Source organism: Pseudomonas sp. GW821-FHT01A09 (assembly GCF_058986725.1).
The window spans coordinates 21,456-37,760 of the sequence record NZ_JBYSWB010000015.1; the positions used below are offsets into that span (position 1 = coordinate 21,456).

The window sequence follows — 16,305 nt, forward strand, 5'->3', positions numbered from 1 at the left end:
AATTTGGTCAAATTGGGAATGATCAGCAGCAGCGTGGTTGCTACCACTATGAGTCCGGCCTGGCGAATCTTGGGATGTCTGAACATGGCTCGGTGCCTTTGTTGTTATAGCGATGTGCCGACTGCTTGCCCCGCATAGCCCGGGCTACGGCCAGAACTGCAAAATCGATCGTTGACCTCCGGCCCCGGCAAAACCCGGCAGCGAAGGTACAGGGTTAACAGTAGAAGCCACGCGGGCTATGGTTTAGAACCATTTTGTATGAATGGCTCCAATTTTAATCTTTCAAGGGAATATACCTGCGGGGCTGACCGTCTTGAGCCGCCACCTAGAGGCTCTGCGGGGCACTGGTAACGATTCAGCACCCGGTTGCCGTTCGTCAGAGGTGATTTTTCCGGGCTCCTCTTGCCACGGGGCGAGCTTTCGAGGCAAGGTTTGGCCAGCGCCTTCACCTTCTTCCCAGTGTCGAGAATTCTTATGTCGTTACGCATCTGCATCCTGGAAACCGACTTTCTGCGCCCGGAGCTGATCGATCAATACCAAGGCTACGGTCAGATGTTCGAGCGTCTGTTCGCACAGCAACCGATCCCCGCCGAATTCACCCGCTACAACGTCGTCGAGGGGCAATACCCGGACGATAATGAAAAATTCGATGCGTATCTGGTGACTGGCAGCAAGGCTGATTCGTTCGGCACCGACCCCTGGATTCAGACCCTCAAGGTCTACCTGCTGGATCGCTACCAGCGCGGCGACAAGCTGCTGGGCATCTGCTTCGGCCACCAATTGCTGGCGCTGCTGCTGGGCGGCAAGGCCGAGCGCGCGACCCAGGGCTGGGGTGTCGGTATCCATGACTACCAGGTCGCGGCCCATGCGCCCTGGATGAGCCCGCCGGTGGACGACCTAACCATGCTGATCAGCCATCAGGACCAGGTGACGAAATTGCCGCCCGAAGCGGTGGTGGTGGCGTCCAGCGAGTTCTGCCCGTTTGCGGCGTACCAGCTCAACGATCAGGTGCTGTGCTTCCAGGGCCATCCGGAGTTCATTCACGACTACTCCCGCGCGCTGCTGGACCTGCGCCAGCAGCATCTGGGCGAGGCGATCTACAACGCCGGCATCGCCAGCCTCGATCGCCCGCACCACGGCACCACGGTCGCCGAATGGATGATGCGCTTCGTTGCGCACCAGGCTTGAAGGGCCAACTAGGTAGATGGAATCAATCCTGTGGTGAGGGGGCTTGCCCCCGAGAGGCCGGGACTGACACTCCGATTAGTGCCAGTCCCGGCCTATCGGGAGCAAGCCCCCTCGCCACAGGGACATGACTGACAACCCGTATGATCAGCCCGTTGCTAAAGCCAGCCGGAACGCCGGAAGCTGATGTACAGCCCAGTACACACCGTAGCAATGGTCCCCAGCACCACAAAGTACCCGTAGCGCCATTCCAGCTCCGGCATGTTGTGGAAGTTCATCCCGTAGATCCCGGCCACTGCCGTGGGAAACGCCAGGATCGCCGCCCAGGCGGCGAACTTGCGCTGGGTGATGCTCTGCCGGGAAGACTCCAGCAGCAGGCCGATCTCGATGGTCTGGCTAGCGATCTCGCGCATGGTGGTCAGGTCTTCCATCTGCCGATTGACGTGAATCTGCACGTCGCGAAAGTATGGCCGCATGTTCTTGTCGATAAAGGGGAAGTCCAGGCGTTGCAACTCTTCGCTGATTTCCACCATCGGCGCCAGATAGCGGCGCAGGCGCAGCAGATCACCACGCAGGCTGTGAATGTGCTGGATGTCGGACTCATGCAGCGCCCCGCCGAGCACATTGGCCTCCAGGCGTTCGATATCGGCATGGATGGATTCGGTGACCGGCTGGTAGCTCTCGGTGACGAAGTCGAGCAACGCGTACAGCACGAAGTCCTCGCCGTGCTCGAGCAGCAGCGGCCGCGCCTCGCAGCGCTGACGCACCTGGGCGTAGGAGCGTGAATGCCCGTTGCGTGCGGTGATCACGTAGCCACGACCGGCAAAGATATGGGTCTCGATGAACTCCAGCTTGCCGTCCTGGCGCACGGGGGAATAGGTGACGATGAACAGGGCGTCACCGAATGTTTCAAGTTTCGGTCGGCTGTGTTTTTCCAGGGCGTCTTCGATGGCCAGTTCGTGCAGGTGAAACTGGCATTGCAGATTGGCCAGCTCTTGCGAGTCAGGTTGCTCCAGGCCGATCCACACGAAATGCTTGGGCTTGCTGGCCCATTCGCTGCCTTCTTCGAGGCTGATATCGGCGACTTTCTTCCCGGCGGTGTACACCGCTGCTGCAACGACTCGACCCATGTGTTTGGCTTCTTTGGCAGTAGAATGACAATGGCAGATCCGTCCGCTGTAGCGGGGGGGCTTGCCCCCGAAAAATGTGTCAGTCGACACAAATGTGTCGAACGGGCATTTTTCGGGGGCAAGCCCCCTCGCTACAGGGTGCCACAGCGTCTGCGCGACCCAGTATGCTGCTGGCATTGCCCTCATGAGACAACGCTAGTGCTGAATTATCTATGGTTTTTTCTGGCCGCCGTGTTCGAGATTGCCGGTTGCTACGCCTTTTACATGTGGCTGCGCCTGGGCAAGAGCGCCCTCTGGGTGCTGCCGGCCCTGCTCAGCCTGACCTGCTTCGCGCTGCTGCTGACCCGCGTCGAGGCCGGCTATGCCGGACGTGCCTATGCTGCCTATGGCGGCATCTACATCGTCACATCGCTGGCCTGGCTGGCCGTGGTCGAGGGCGTGCGGCCGACGGCGAGCGATGGCTGGGGCGCGTTGTTGTGCGTGCTTGGCGCCACGATAATCTTGCTCGGCCCACGCTTGAGCCAAGGCTGAAATACAAGTTGTAGGACCGTTCTGACGGGCATTTCCCACGCCCCTGTAGGAGCCGCCTGATTCGCCGCTACCCGGTTGAAAACCACCCCGAGCCCCTTCAATCTGGGGCTCTTATCGGTTTTGACGGGGGCAAGGACATGCTGGTACTGACACGAAAAACAGGCGAACGCATCCATCTGGGCGATGACATCTGGATCGAGGTGCTGGAGGTGCGCGGGGGCATCGTGCGCTTGGGCATCGACGCGCCCAAGGATGTCGAAGTCTATCGCGGCGAGATCTATCAGCGGATTCGCAAGGGCAGGGCGATGAGGGCTGCGCTCAATCGAACAGCTCTTTCGGAATGTCGTGTTTGAGCATCAGCTGGCATTGTTGGCTGTCGGGATCGAAGACGATAAAGGCCTGGGCCTTGGTCAGCGCCTGGCGGACCCTCAGCACACGGGTCTGCAGCGGCGTGTCGTCGCCATTGTCGGTACCGTCCCGGGTGACGAAATCCTCGATCAGACCGGTGAGGGTATCGGGGGCCAGTTGATCGTAGGGGATGAGCATGAGGGGCGTCTCGCAGGGTAAAGGGCGCATGCTACCGCAAAGGCAAGGTTGCGTGACGATTGGCCCCCTGTGGCGAGGGCTTGCCCCCGATACGGTCTGTCAGCTACCTGAATGGCAACTGATACACCCTAGCGGGGATTACCGCTATTTACCGACCAACGAATCCACCGTCGGCACCCGCGTATCACTTTCCATCTGCGCATCGTGCTCGATCTGGTGGCTGAATTTCTCCAGCGACGCGCTACCCGGTTTGGCATCGCTGGCAAACACGGGCGGGCTCAGCACGTAAGCCACCAACAAGCGGCTCAGGGCGTTGAGGCTGTCGATATGGGTGCGCTCGTAGCCATGGGTGGCGTCGCAACCGAAGGCCAGCAGCGCGGTGCGGCTGTCATGCCCGGCGGTGATAGCCGAATGGGCATCGCTGAAGTAGTAGCGAAACAGGTCGCGACGTACCGGCAGTTCATGCTCGGCCGCCAGCTTGAGCAGGTGGCGGGACAGGTGATAATCGTATGGCCCGCCCGAGTCCTGCATGGCCACGCTCACCGCGTGCTCGCTGGATTGCTGACCGGGAGCGACCGGCGCGATGTCGATACCGACGAATTCGCTGACGTCCCAAGGGATCGCCGCCGCTGCGCCGGAACCGATTTCCTCGGTAATGGTAAACAGCGGGTGGCAGTCGATGGGCGGCTCCACACCGCTGTCGACGATGGCCTTGAGCGACGCCAGCAGCGCTGCCACGCCGGCCTTGTCGTCCAGATGGCGGGCGCTGATATGGCCGCTCTCGGTGAATTCGGGCAGCGGGTCGAAGGCCACGAAGTCGCCGATGTTGACCCCGATCGATTCGCAATCGGCTTTGGTCGCGCAGTAGGCGTCCAGACGCAGTTCGACATGGTCCCAACTGATCGGCATCTGATCCACGGCGGTATTGAAGGCGTGCCCGGATGCCATCAGCGGCAGCACGCTGCCACGCACCACACCGGTGTCGGTGAACACGCTGACGCGGCTGCCTTCGGCGAAACGGCTGGACCAGCAGCCCACTGGTGCCAGCGACAGCCGGCCGTTGTCCTGGAACGCCCGCACGCTGGCGCCGATGGTGTCCAGATGCGCCGAGACGGCGCGGTCAGGGGAATTCTTGCGGCCCTTGAGGGTGGCGCGAATGGTCCCGCGACGGGTGAGTTCGAAGGGAATACCCAGCTCTTCGAGGCGTTCGGCCACGTAGCGCACGATGGTGTCGGTAAAGCCCGTGGGGCTGGGAATGGCGAGCATTTCCAGCAGGACTTTCTGCAGATAATGAATATCCGGTTCGGGAATTTTGTCAGTCATGGCAACTCCTGATTTGGATAACTACGGTGACAGTTGCGAGGGAACTGGCCCGCGAAAATGATTCGGCCGACATGGGGGCGCGGACATTGTTTTCGGGGGCAAGCCCCCTCGCTACAGGGGCGATGCGCCGCTCAGCGCGGCGCACTATGGGGAAACAGCAGATCGACGAAACGCTCGGCGGTCGGCTGCGGTTCGTGGTTGGCCAGGCCCACGCGTTCGTTGGCCTCAATGAACACATACTCGGGCTGGTCGGCGGCCGGCACCATGAGGTCCAGGCCCACCACCGGAATGTCCAGTGCCCGGGCGGCACGCACAGCGGCGTCTGCCAGGGTCGGATGGAGAATGTCGGTGACGTCTTCCAGATGCCCACCGGTATGCAGATTGGCGGCGCGCCTGACGGGCAATACCTCGCCGCTTGGCAGCACTGAATCGTAGTCGTAACCGGCTGCCTGCACGGTACGCAGGGTTTCCTGATCCACCGGGATCCGGCTCTCGCCTCCGGTGGCCGCCTGGCGACGTCGGCTTTGCGCCTCGATCAGAAAGCCCACGGTGTTCTGGCCATCACCTACCACCTGGGCGGGTCGGCGAATGGCTGCCGCTACCACTTCGAAACCAATGACCACAATGCGCAGGTCCAGGCCTTCATGGAAGCTTTCGAGCAGCACACGGCTATCGAACTGCCGCGCCGCCTCCACCGCCTGCTGGACTTCTTCCAGCGTCGACAGATCCACTGCCACGCCCAGGCCTTGCTCGCCGTCCAACGGCTTGACCACCACGTGTCGGTGTTCGTCGAGAAAGTCCTGGTTGTCATCGGCGCTGCCGGCCAGTTGCTGCGCAGGCAGCTTCAAGCCTGCGGCCTTGAGGGTCTTGTGGGTCAGGCTCTTGTCCTGGCACAGGACCACGCTGATGGAACTGGTCAGGTCGCTCAGCGACTCACGGCAGCGTACCCGCCGACCGCCGTGGCTGAGGGTGAACATCCCGGCTTCGGCATCGTCGACCTGCACATCGATGCCACGGCGGAACGCCTCGTCGATGATGATGCGCGCATAGGGATTGAATTCACCCTGCGGGCCCGGGCCAAGGAACAATTTCTGGTTGATGCCGTTCTTGCGCTTGATGGCGAAGGTCGGCAGGTTGCGAAAACCCAGTTTGCTGTAGAGGTTCTTGGCCAGGCGATTATCGTGCAGCACGGACAAGTCCAAATACGCCAGCCCGCGGCTCATGAAGTGCTCCACCAGGTGGCGCACCAGCACCTCGCCGACACCGGGGCGAGTGCAGCGCGGGTCCACGGCCAGGCACCACAGGCTGCTGCCGTGTTCCGGGTCGTCGAAAGCCGTGCGGTGGTTGAGGCCCATCACACTGCCGATCACCTGGCCGCTGTCTTCGTCTTCGGCCAGCCAGTACACCGGGCCGCCCTGGTGGCGCGGGGTCAGTAGCGTCGGGTCGATCGGCAGCATGCGGCGCTTGAGGTACAGCGAATTGATCGCCTGCCAGTCGCCCTCGGTGTGGGCGCGGCGAATACGGAAGCCGCGAAACACCCGCTGGGCTGGGCGGTAATCGCTGAACCACAACCGCAGCGTATCCGAGGGGTCCAGAAACAGCTGCTGGGGGGAGTGCGCCAGCACGTTTTGCGGCGCCGCCACGTACAGGGCGATATCGCGTTCGCCCGGTTGCTCGTTGAGCAGTTCCTGAGCGAGGGCCTCGGGCGTCGGGTAGGTATGACCGATCAGCAGCCGGCCCCACCCGCAGTGCAGCTGCCGCGGTTGCGCCTGCTCGCTGCCGTCCTCGGCCAGACGTGCCTGCAGGCGCTCGTAGGACGGTGATTGGCCGCGCAGCCAGCGCTGGCTGTAAGCGGTCGCAGAAGCTTTCATCGATCAGATTCCTTGTTCACTGAGCCACAAGTTGAGGGCCGCCAGTTGCCAGAGTTTCGAGCCGCGCAACGGCGTCAGCTGGCCCTGGGGGTCAGTGAGCAGGCGATCGAGCATGGTAGGGTTGAACAGGCCGCGGTCCTGGCTCGGATCGAGCAACAGCTCGCGCACCCAGTTCAGGGTATCGCCTTGCAGATGCTTGAGGCCGGGCACGGGGAAATAGCCCTTCTTGCGGTCGATGACCTCGCTAGGGATGACTCTGCGCGCCGCCTCCTTGAGCACTTGCTTGCCGCCGTCGGGCAGCTTGAAGCGCCCCGGAACGCGCGCCGAGAGCTCCACCAGGCGGTAGTCGAGGAACGGCGTGCGCGCTTCCAGGCCCCAGGCCATGGTCATGTTGTCGACGCGCTTGACCGGGTCGTCGACCAGCATGATGGTGCTGTCCAGACGCAGAGCCTTGTCCACCGCGGCATCGGCGCCGGGCTGGGCGAAGTGCTCGCGGACGAAATCGCCCGCTGCATCATTGGCGGTCAGCCATTCAGGCATGACAGTGTCGGCGTAATCGGCATAGCTGCGATCGAAAAACGCGTCGCGATAGGCGCTGTACGGGTCCGCCGCGCCGTCTACCTGCGGGTACCAGTGATAGCCGGCGAACAACTCATCGGCGCCCTGACCGCTCTGTACCACTTTGCAATGTTTGGCCACTTCCCGAGACAGCAGGTAGAAGGCGATGCAGTCATGGCTGACCATCGGCTCGCTCATGGCGCGGAATGCCGCCGGCAGTTGCTCGATGATCTCGCGCTCGTCGATGCGCAGTTGATGGTGCTTGGTGTTGTAGTGCTTGGCGATCAGGTCCGAATACTGAAACTCGTCGCCGCGCTCGCCGCCGGCATCCTGGAAGCCGATGGAGAAGGTCGACAGGTCCTCGACCCCGACCTCACGCAACAGACCCACGAGCATGCTCGAGTCGACACCGCCGGACAGCAGCACGCCGACATCCACGGCAGCGCGCTGGCGTATGGCGACGGCTTCGCGGGTGCTGTCGAGTACGCGGTCGACCCAGTCTTCCAGCCCCAGATTCTGCTCATCCGGGTTGGGGCCGTAGGGCAAGGTCCACCAGGTTTTCTGCTCGGTGCGGCCGTCGGCGTCGATGCGCATCCAGGTCGCCGGTGGCAGTTTCTCGATATTGGCCAGCAGAGTGCGCGGAGCCGGCACCACGGCGTGAAAATTCAGGTAGTGGTTGAGCGCAATCGGGTCGAGCACCGGATTGATGTCACCACCTTTGAGCAACGCCGGCAGGGCCGAGGCGAACCGCAGGCGGCTGCCAGTGCGCGACAGATACAGCGGCTTGACGCCCAGGCGGTCGCGGGCCAGGAACAGTCGACGGCTGTCACGCTCCCAGATGGCGAAGGCGAACATGCCGTTTAACTTGGGCAGCAGATCGGCGCCCCAGGCGTGATAGCCCTTGAGCAGCACCTCGGTGTCGCCACCGGAATAGAAGCTGTAACCCAGCGCTTCGAGCTCGCTGCGCAGCTCGGGGAAGTTATAGATGGCGCCGTTGAAGGCCAGCGACAAGCCTAGGTTGTTATCGACCATCGGCTGCGCGGACCCGTCGGACAGGTCCATGATCTTCAGCCGACGATGGCCAAGGGCAATCGGCCCTTGGCTGTGGAATCCCCAGGCATCTGGGCCGCGGGGGGCCAGGTGGTGGGTAATTCGTTCAACCGCCGCGAGGTCCGGTGGTTGTTGATCGAAGCGTAATTCTCCAGCTAATCCGCACATAAGTCCTTACCGGTCGTTCCGTTGGGGAGAGGCCTGCGCTCAGCGTTGAGGCGGCGTCGGGTGCGTTGTGCACCCTATGAAGTGACCGGTGGCTGATGGCTGAGTTTTAGATCATTAAGTTATAAGGACGGGCGGCACCTCAGGTCAGGCGCCGTTACGATGAAATATAGGCGTCAAGCCGATAAATATTTAGTTACAACTTGCATATGTTCTGGAATATGAAAAATAACCAGTAGCCAACTAATGGGTTGTAACCCACGTTACGAAATCAGTGCGGAAACTTTGTTGGGGGATTGCGGAATGTTTGTCCTGAATCGATTCGATATGCCAGGTTGTATGTATTTTGACTGGAAAGCGTCTCCGGAGTTTCTGTGCAATATCTTGCTAACCTTCTGATTTATATGGTTAATATATTGATACAACTTCTGCGGCTAGCGTCATGACATGTACTGTTTTTTCCTTCTCTCAACGCCTGCTTCTATCCTTAGAGGGAAGTTAATATGTTTTATTTATATCGCTTGTATTATCCGCTGCATATAATGTTTCCATTCTTTGCCGCCGGCCCGGAGGGGTGATGTTTTTTCAGGCACTGCCATGAGTGAATCGAGGGAGTAGATTCAATGCGGCATTGGAGCGATGCAAGACGCAAAGCGCTGGCTGCGCTAGGGATGCGTCTGGAGCCGTTATTCAGCAACCTGTCACCTGTTGTGCGCGATCTAGGTTTCGACTCGTGGCGTTTCGTGGTCCTTGATCACAATCCGATGGAAGCGCCGCTTTTACTCAAGACCACCTTGGCGAACTCTTTCGTCAGTCAATATGCCGGGCAGCGGCTATATAGCCAGGATCCGCGTCACCAGCACGGTCTGACATCGCTGCAGCCCTTGCGTTGGGAGCCGGCTTTATTCCGCGAGGCGCCTGAGTTGTGGCAGATGATGCGCGAGGTCGACGTAACTCATGGCATGAGTCAAGCCTGCCACCACGTCAGCGGTCTGGTGGCGTTGCTCTGTCTTGGACGCTCGCGCCCGGAACTGGAAATCGACGAGTTTCAAAGCAAAGCCGACATTGTGTTGTCGCTGACCAATCAGCTTACCGTTGCCACCGTCGAGCGCATTGCCAATGACGAGACGCTCGGCTTGACGATCGCAGAAGTGGAGAAACTGCTGACGCCGCGGGAAATCACCGTGCTGGAAAAGACCGCAGCAGGGCATACCGCAGGACACATCGCCGCCGAAATGTTTTTGTCCGAGCGCACTGTGCAGTTTCATATTTCCAGCGCGATCACCAAGCTCGACGTGCCCAACAAGACGGCCGCCGTGGCTCAGGCAATTCTCCTGGAGTTGATTGCCTGGCCTGTGCCGGGCCGGGATCGATAGGCGCGACCGGCGCGATCAGTAGCCGGTCATTTCCAGATAGCCGACGCCCTGCTGGCTACCGCTGAAGTGCACCGGTCCTTCCCAGTAGCCAGTGCTCAGCGCCATCCAGGCGTTGGGGTTGAGCGCCTCGATATCGATTTTCAGGCCCTTGCCGGGGATGCTCAAGGTCCACCGCGTCGGCACGCTATGGCCTTGCACCTGGGTGTGGTCCTGCGGCGCCAGTTGCAGGGCATCAGCGCCCAGCTGCTGATTGTGGCCGTGGGGGTCGATCCAGTTGGCAGTGAGGTAATGGTTGCCATCGTTTTGTCTTAAGCGATAGAGCATCAATTGGCTGCCATCCTGCAGATGCAGGGCCAGCCAGTCCCAGCCGGGCTGATCATCGGCCAGTGGCTGACTGCTCCACTCGCGGTCGAGCCAAGCGGGGCCGGAGACCTGGTAGGTCTTGCCGTCCAGCTCGATGTCGCCACTGGCTTGAAAGAACGGCTGGCTGTAGTAATACGAGGCCTGGCCCTGGGTGGATTTCTGACTGAAGCCACCGTCGCCTTGCAGCACGGGGGCGTGCTCGGTGACGAGTTGCAGGTGATAGCTGAAGTCCTTGCCGCCGCCCTCCAGGGCCATGTGCGCCAGCGGATCGGGGCTGCCTTGGGCGGTCAGGCTGCGCAGCGAGTTGTTGTCGATCCAGGCGGCGAACGGTTGCAGGCTGACCCCGGCCTGGCCGACGCCACCGCGGCCGACGTACTGCGCCGAACGTTGCTGATCGGCGCTGGTGAGGCCGATGTGGCCCAGCCACAGATTGCTGTCGGCCCAACCCGCGCCGCTGCCGTGGGCACGCAGAGCGTTGCGAAACAGCGTCCATTGGATACCGAACGACTGGCCCTGAGCGTCCTTGAGATTGGCGGTCACGTACCACCATTCGATGCGAAAGTCCGGGTGCGCGCCGTGGTCCAGCGGGAACACGAACGGCCGGCCGCGGCTGACCTGGGCGTAGTCCTGGCTGGGTTTGGCCAGTCCGGCAAAGCCGCTGCTCGGCGGTGCGCTGTTGTCGCATGCGCTGAGCAGGCCGAATGTGGTCAGGACCAAGCCGATCAGCCATTGCCGCAGGCCTCTTCGCGGGCAAGCCCGGCTCCCACAGGGGGTAGGAGCAAGGCCCCCATTGGAGGTAGGAACAAGGCTCCCACAGGGGGTGGGAGCAGGGCTTGCCCGCGAAGAGGCCGCGATGGCCTGCAGAAAACTAACGCTCATCGGCAAATACCCGCAGCAGATCCGTAGGCTGGCTCTGACGCAATCGCCATAGCGGCCAGGCCGAAGCCAGGGCCGTGGCCAGCGCCGCCAGCCCCAGCAGGCGCGCCACTTGCAGCGGGAACACATGCAAAGGCAGGCGCCAGCCGAACGCCTGCACGTTGATGACCGCCACCAGACACCAGGCCAGCAGCATGCCCAGCGGCACGGCGCACACCAGCGTCAGCGCCGCCAACAGCCAGGTCTGGCCGAGGTTGAGCAGCATCAACTGGCGGCGGCCGACGCCCAGAGCCCATAGCGGGGCCAGTTGCCCGAGGCGGCTCTGGCTCTGGGTCAGCAGCGCGATGAACAGCGCGACCCCGGCGACACCCAACGTCAGGCTGTTGAGTGCGGCCGTGGCGGTGAAGGTGCGTTCGAACACTTGGGTAGCCCACTGCTTAAGCTGGGCCTGATCGACCAGGCGCCCGTCATCCAGGCTGAAGGCTTGCTGCAGCTGCTCCTTGAGCGCCGGCACGTGAGCGGGATCGCTGCGCACATTGAGGCGGGCAATCGGTGCACTCGGCCAGTAGCGATGCAGACGATCACCGGCTACCAGCAGATGACCCTTGGGGTTGCCATAGTCGGCGTAGATGCCAACGATGGTCGGCGACCATGGGCCTGTCTCGGTGGTCAGCGTCAGGCGCTCGCCGAGCCTGACCTGTAGATGGCGCGCCAACTGTTCGCTGAGCATCAGGCCGTCGCTGTCAGCGGCGAACAAACGCTCCCAGGCGTCAGGCGTTTGCTCCAGCAGCGGCCAGTGCTGGCGGTACAGGGGGTCATCGAGTACGCCGCTGATGCTGGCCGGCCAGCCTTGCAGACGCAGTTCGACATCGCGCACCGGCAGCGTCGTGCGCACATCGGCCTGGGTCGCCAGCCACTGGGCGATGGCGTCTGCCTGGCTGGCCGAGGTTGGACGTACATACAACTCTGCCGACAGGCGCTGATCCAGCCACTGCAGGAAGGTCTGGCGAAAGCCCTCGGTCATGCTGGCCGCACCGATATTGGCGGCGACCGCCAGCAGCAGAGCCATCAGCGCCAGGCTCAACACGGGCAGCTGCTGCCGGCAGTCCGCCAGAAACCACTGTCCCAATGCCGAGCGAACCCGCTTGGCGCCGAGCCTCAGCAAGCCGCTGAGCAGCAGCGGCAAGCCCAAGGCGGCCGCCAGCAAGAGTGCGCCCATGAGCACGAAACCAAGCGCCAGGCTGTTGCCCCAGAGGGCGGCGGCCGCCGCAATCAACGCTGCAGCGCCGGCCACCCAGGCCTGGCGCTGCAGCCAGTCACGGTGCGCACGGTACCAGCTGTCGTTACCGGCCAAGGCCAGCAACGGCAGACGCGCCGCCCGCCACAGGCTGCTGGCGCCGGCCAGTACCGCGCCACCCAGGCTCAAGCCCAGCCCGGCCAGCCACCAACTCGGGCTCAGGCTCAGTTGCCCGGCGACTTCGGCGCCGTACAGCCCGCGCAAGCTGGCGGCGACATCGGGCAGCAGCACACTGGCCAACCCGTAGCCACTGACCACACCCGCCAGGCCGCCAAGCAAGGCCATGGCCAGCAGTTCCAGCACTAGCGTGAAGATCAAGGTCCGCGCGCTGACGCCGCAGGCCCGCAAGGTACGCAGCAGGCTGCGGCGCTGCTCGAGGGCCAGGCCGATGGCGGCGTGCACGATAAACAGGCCGACGGCAAACGCCAGCAGGCCGAGGGCGTCGAGATTGAGATGAAAGCTCGCGGTCAGCCGTTGCAGGTCGCTGTCCGCTGCGTGCTGAACGATGTGCAGGCGTTCGGCCCAGGGCGCAGGCAGGGTCTGATCGAAGCCGCCGGGCAACACCAGTGCGCTGATCTGTTGCTCGGCTTGCAACACCCGTTGAGCGGCGCCGATGTCGAGGATCAGCAGACCCGGGGCCATACGTGGCTGGATCTGCAGGGGCGGCAGGGATTCGCCATTGCTCAGTTGCGGCTGCTCGCCCTCGTGCCAATGCTGTTCGCGCAGGGTGCTGGCGGCGATCCAGGTACGCCCGGGGGTGCCGATGAAGTCGCCGATGTCGGCGGCTTGCAGGGTTCGCCCGGCCACGGCGGTGTCCTGGGGCAGGGTGATCGGCTCCAGGCCCAGTACCTGCAGGCGCCGTGGTTCATTGCTGCTGGTGCCGGCATCGCGCAGCTGTACGCGGCCTTCGAGCAGCGGCGAGACGGGCCAGCCCTGGCGCCGCAGGTCGACGAACGCCTGCTGCTCGAAGCGCCCGGCGTTGTGCGCTTCGATGCGGGTGGCGGCCTGGCTGCCGAGTGTTCGACTGGCCAGCGCGTAGCTCTCCCGGGCCTGACTGTTGAGCGCCTGCACACCGGTGAGCAAGGCGGTGGCCAGCCACAGCCCGGTGAGGACGCTGAGCAGTTGGATCGGATGCTTGCGCCAGTGGCTGAGCAGGGCGACCAGGGCCCAGCGCATCACCATGTCGGATCCGCCACGCGCCCGGCCCGCAACACCACGCTGCGCTGCAGGCGGGCAGCGATCAGCGGGCTGTGGGTGACCATCAACAGGGTGCAGCCGCTGCTGCGTTGCAGTTCGAGCAACAGGTCGAGGACTTCAGCGGCGGTGGCTTCGTCAAGGTTGCCGGTGGGCTCGTCGGCCAGTAACAACGCTGGCTTCGAGGCCAGCGCACGGCCCAGCGCCACCCGTTGTTGCTGGCCGCCGGAGAGTTGCTCGGGATAGCGCTGCAGCAGGTCGCCCAGGCCGAGGCGCTGGACCAGTTCGGCCTGCCAGTGGGGATCGTGGCGCCCGGCCAGGCGCGCCTGGAATGCCAGATTGTCCGCTACCGACAGACTGCCGATCAGGTTGAACTGCTGGAAGATCAGACCGATGTGTGTGCGGCGCCAGTCGGCCAGTTGCGGCTCGCTGAGGCGGTGCAGGGCATGGCCGTCGATGTCCAGGCTGCCACGATCGATCCGGTCGAGCCCGGCCAGCAGGTGCAACAGGGTGCTTTTGCCACTGCCCGACTCGCCCATCAGGGCCAGGCTGGCGCCACGTTCGACCTGTAGCTCCACACCCTGCAGCACCGGCAAAGGGCCTTGCGGCGTGGGGTAGCTTTTGTGCAGGTCGTGGACGTTCAGCATCAGCGTGGCTCGTTGGGCGGAACAGCAGTTGTAGCAGGTTTCGCCTGGCCGCCGCGAATCAACTGGCGCAAGGCGAAGCGATTGGGGTGACAGGCCTCGGCGATGGCACGCGGCACCGGCAGGGGTTCGTCTTCCAGCCAGGCGGCGATCAGCTCACCTGCCAGCGGCGCGGTGATCAGACCGCGCGAGCCATGGCCGCTGTTGACGTACAGGCCGTCGAGCCAGGGGCACGGCAGGTCGGGGACCTGGCGGGCATCGCGGGCCAGTGCCGAGTAAGTCACGGCGAACGCCTCGGGGTCGGCCAGCGGGCCGACGATGGGCAGGTAATCCGGGCTGGTGCAGCGAAAGGCCGCGCGGCCCTGAAGGTGTTCCGGCGCCATGTCCGCAGTGTGCAAGGCCGCGCTCAGGGCAGGGGAAATCTCGCTCAGCAGCGCCAGGTTGCCTTGGTGTTCGGCGATCGTGGGCGTCAGGTCGTCGTTGCTGAAGTCGAAACTGGCACCCAGGGTGTGCTCGCCCAGGCGCGCCGGGGCCACATAGCCTTCGGCGCACACCACGGTGCTCAGCGAGCGGCTGGCGACGGTGGCCGGCAGGCGGGTGATCTGCCCGCGGATACGCTTGAGCGGCAAGCCGGCGGCCGGGTTGAAAGCCCTGACCTCGGCTGCCCCCGCCAGCACCACCACCGGGGCGGTGGCGATGCAGCGCTGTGCGTCCCAGGCTTGCCATTGGCCGCTGTCGGGGCAGCGCTGCAGGGTGACGATCTGCCGATGGGGCACCAGGGTGATATTGGCGTGGCCGGCTTGCCACTGGCACAGCGCCGGGGGATGGACCCAGCCGCCTTCGGGGAAAAACAGCCCGCCCGAGGGCAGCGAGATGCCTGCACGGGCCTCGGCCGTGGGCCGATCCACCAGGTGCAGCAGGTCGGCAGGGAAGGCGTCGGCCAGTTGCTGCTGGCGGGTGGCTTCCTTGGCATCGAAGGCCAGCTGCAGCACGCCGCAGGCATCCCAGTCGACGCCACGCTGCAGTTGCTCCAGCAGGCGCCGGGTGTAGCCGAAGCCGGCGACGATCAGTTGCGACAGGGCGGTGCCATGGGCGGACAATTTCAGGTACAGAACGCCTTGCGGGTTGCCCGAGGCTTCCTCGGCGACGCCGGCGTGGCGCTCCAGCAGGCTGACCTGCCAGCCGCGGGCGGCCAGGCTGGCGGCGGTGGCGCAACCGGCAAGGCCGGCGCCGATGACCAACGCGTGTTTGCCGCTGGGCCGCAGCGGCCGCGCGTACCAGGGTTTGATCGAGTTTGCCTTTGCAGCATCGTGGTCTGGCGCAACCCGGTGGTTAGGAGGCTCGCTCCCGAGTGGGCTGGCCTTCGGTTTGCGGCTTGTCGGCACCGGCGTATCGGGAGCGAGCCCCCTCACCACAGGGTCGTTTTCCAGTGGCGCGGTGAGTGCATCGGGCCCCACCAACACCCCACGCAATACCTCCCACTTGTGCCCGATCCCCGGCACCCGCTTCATCTTGAAACCGGCCGCCTTGAGACTGCGCCGCACCCAGCCGGTACTGGTGAAGGTGCCCAGCGTCGCCCCCGGCGCCGACAGCCTGGCCAGTTGCGCGAACAACTCCGGGGTCCACATCTCAGGGTTGCGCGACGGCGCGAAACCATCGAGGAACCAGGCATCTACCGCCGCGTCGAGCAACGGCAGCTGCTCCATGGCATCACCGATCAGCAGCGTCAGGGTTACGCGGCCGGCGGCGAACACCAGGCGCTGGAAACCCGGATGGATCGCCACGTACTGTTGCAGCAGCGGTTGTGCCTGCGCCGTCAGTTGCGGCCATAGCGCCAGGGCGCGGTGCAGGTCGGCGGCGGTCAGCGGGTATTTCTCGACACTGACGAAATGCAGCCTTGCCGCGCTGGTGGCGCATTGCTCGAACAGCTGCCAGGCACACAGAAAATTCAGCCCGGTGCCAAAGCCGGTCTCGCCGATCACCAGACGCTCGCCGGCCGCCAGTTCGCTGAAACGCTCGCGCAGGCAGTTCTGTTCGATGAACACGTGGCGCGTTTCATCCAGGCCCGAAGCGAGGGAAAAGTACACGTCGTCGAAAGCCTTGGAGCGCGGGCGGCCTTCATCGTCCCAATCCAGATCGGCGTGGGCAACAGCGGCGTGAGGAGCGGGGGACACAGGGGGCCGATCGGCAGGCATG

Annotated in this window: 13 protein-coding genes; 4 read left to right on the forward strand and 9 right to left on the reverse strand. The window is 63.7% G+C overall.

What is annotated here, in order from left to right; all coding sequences use genetic code 11:
* The first annotated feature begins 474 nt into the window (after positions 1–474).
* Entirely contained in the window at positions 475–1,188 is a 714-nt protein-coding gene (locus AC3WJP_RS17575) for an amidotransferase (RefSeq protein WP_493724353.1), read from the forward strand.
* A gap of 155 nt (positions 1,189–1,343) precedes the next feature.
* Here AC3WJP_RS17575 and AC3WJP_RS17580 read toward each other — a convergent pair whose 3' ends face one another.
* Positions 1,344–2,315, reverse strand: coding sequence for a magnesium and cobalt transport protein CorA (locus AC3WJP_RS17580; RefSeq protein ID WP_493724352.1), 972 nt, complete (start codon positions 2,313–2,315; stop codon positions 1,344–1,346).
* 198 nt (positions 2,316–2,513) lie between these two features.
* Here AC3WJP_RS17580 and AC3WJP_RS17585 point away from each other — a divergent pair, with 198 nt between their 5' ends.
* Together AC3WJP_RS17585 and csrA are read left to right on the forward strand one after the other, a co-directional pair.
* Positions 2,514–2,846 carry a YnfA family protein gene (locus tag AC3WJP_RS17585; protein ID WP_493723292.1) on the forward strand — a complete coding sequence of 111 codons (333 nt, stop codon included), beginning with the start codon at positions 2,514–2,516 and terminating at the stop codon, positions 2,844–2,846.
* Positions 2,847–2,983: 137 nt separating this feature from the next.
* On the forward strand, positions 2,984–3,199 hold the full coding sequence (gene csrA / locus AC3WJP_RS17590; protein ID WP_493723291.1) for a carbon storage regulator CsrA: 216 nt from the start codon (positions 2,984–2,986) through the stop codon (positions 3,197–3,199).
* Here csrA and AC3WJP_RS17595 read toward each other — a convergent pair.
* From AC3WJP_RS17595 to AC3WJP_RS17610, 4 genes are all read right to left on the reverse strand, one after another.
* Complete coding sequence (locus AC3WJP_RS17595; protein WP_493723290.1) at positions 3,165–3,392, reverse strand: YheU family protein; 228 nt, start codon at positions 3,390–3,392, stop codon at positions 3,165–3,167. The two genes, csrA and AC3WJP_RS17595, sit on opposite strands and share 35 nt — an antisense overlap.
* 144 nt (positions 3,393–3,536) lie before the next feature.
* Positions 3,537–4,715: an osmoprotectant NAGGN system M42 family peptidase gene (locus tag AC3WJP_RS17600; protein WP_493723289.1), complete on the reverse strand. Its 1,179-nt coding sequence runs from the start codon at positions 4,713–4,715 to the stop codon at positions 3,537–3,539.
* Positions 4,716–4,846: 131 nt separating this feature from the next.
* On the reverse strand, positions 4,847–6,586 hold the full coding sequence (gene ngg, locus AC3WJP_RS17605; protein ID WP_493723288.1) for an N-acetylglutaminylglutamine synthetase: 1,740 nt from the start codon (positions 6,584–6,586) through the stop codon (positions 4,847–4,849).
* A 3-nt stretch (positions 6,587–6,589) separates the two neighbouring features.
* Complete coding sequence (locus tag AC3WJP_RS17610) at positions 6,590–8,362, reverse strand: N-acetylglutaminylglutamine amidotransferase (RefSeq protein WP_493723287.1); 1,773 nt, start codon at positions 8,360–8,362, stop codon at positions 6,590–6,592.
* A gap of 620 nt (positions 8,363–8,982) precedes the next feature.
* Here AC3WJP_RS17610 and AC3WJP_RS17615 point away from each other — a divergent pair.
* On the forward strand, positions 8,983–9,735 hold the full coding sequence (locus tag AC3WJP_RS17615; protein WP_493723286.1) for an autoinducer binding domain-containing protein: 753 nt from the start codon (positions 8,983–8,985) through the stop codon (positions 9,733–9,735).
* 15 nt (positions 9,736–9,750) lie between these two features.
* Here AC3WJP_RS17615 and AC3WJP_RS17620 read toward each other — a convergent pair whose 3' ends face one another.
* The 4 genes from AC3WJP_RS17620 to mnmC1 form a co-directional block, all read right to left on the reverse strand.
* Entirely contained in the window at positions 9,751–10,824 is a 1,074-nt protein-coding gene (locus AC3WJP_RS17620) for a lipocalin-like domain-containing protein (protein WP_493723294.1), read from the reverse strand.
* 142 nt (positions 10,825–10,966) lie between these two features.
* Positions 10,967–13,453: an ABC transporter permease gene (locus tag AC3WJP_RS17625; protein ID WP_493723285.1), complete on the reverse strand. Its 2,487-nt coding sequence runs from the start codon at positions 13,451–13,453 to the stop codon at positions 10,967–10,969.
* Positions 13,447–14,112, reverse strand: coding sequence for an ABC transporter ATP-binding protein (locus AC3WJP_RS17630; protein WP_493723284.1), 666 nt, complete (start codon positions 14,110–14,112; stop codon positions 13,447–13,449). Before AC3WJP_RS17630 ends, AC3WJP_RS17625 begins: the two co-directional genes overlap by 7 nt.
* A complete protein-coding gene (mnmC1, locus tag AC3WJP_RS17635) occupies positions 14,112–16,304 on the reverse strand; it encodes an FAD-dependent 5-carboxymethylaminomethyl-2-thiouridine(34) oxidoreductase MnmC1 (protein ID WP_493723283.1) in 2,193 nt (730 codons plus the stop codon). Before mnmC1 ends, AC3WJP_RS17630 begins: the two co-directional genes overlap by 1 nt.
* Position 16,305 lies beyond the last annotated feature (1 nt).

Excerpts from the sequence above, each read along its gene's own strand:
- AC3WJP_RS17575 (WP_493724353.1), top strand. The coding sequence starts at position 475 with ATGTCGTTACGCATCTGCATCCTGGAAACCGACTTTCTGCGCCCGGAG.
- AC3WJP_RS17580 (WP_493724352.1), bottom strand. The coding sequence starts at position 2,315 with ATGGGTCGAGTCGTTGCAGCAGCGGTGTACACCGCCGGGAAGAAAGTC.
- csrA (WP_493723291.1), top strand. The coding sequence starts at position 2,984 with ATGCTGGTACTGACACGAAAAACAGGCGAACGCATCCATCTGGGCGAT.
- AC3WJP_RS17595 (WP_493723290.1), bottom strand. The coding sequence starts at position 3,392 with ATGCTCATCCCCTACGATCAACTGGCCCCCGATACCCTCACCGGTCTG.
- AC3WJP_RS17600 (WP_493723289.1), bottom strand. The coding sequence starts at position 4,715 with ATGACTGACAAAATTCCCGAACCGGATATTCATTATCTGCAGAAAGTC.
- ngg (WP_493723288.1), bottom strand. The coding sequence starts at position 6,586 with ATGAAAGCTTCTGCGACCGCTTACAGCCAGCGCTGGCTGCGCGGCCAA.
- AC3WJP_RS17610 (WP_493723287.1), bottom strand. The coding sequence starts at position 8,362 with ATGTGCGGATTAGCTGGAGAATTACGCTTCGATCAACAACCACCGGAC.
- AC3WJP_RS17615 (WP_493723286.1), top strand. The coding sequence starts at position 8,983 with ATGCGGCATTGGAGCGATGCAAGACGCAAAGCGCTGGCTGCGCTAGGG.
- AC3WJP_RS17625 (WP_493723285.1), bottom strand. The coding sequence starts at position 13,453 with ATGGTGATGCGCTGGGCCCTGGTCGCCCTGCTCAGCCACTGGCGCAAG.
- AC3WJP_RS17630 (WP_493723284.1), bottom strand. The coding sequence starts at position 14,112 with ATGCTGAACGTCCACGACCTGCACAAAAGCTACCCCACGCCGCAAGGC.
- mnmC1 (WP_493723283.1), bottom strand. The coding sequence starts at position 16,304 with ATGCCTGCCGATCGGCCCCCTGTGTCCCCCGCTCCTCACGCCGCTGTT.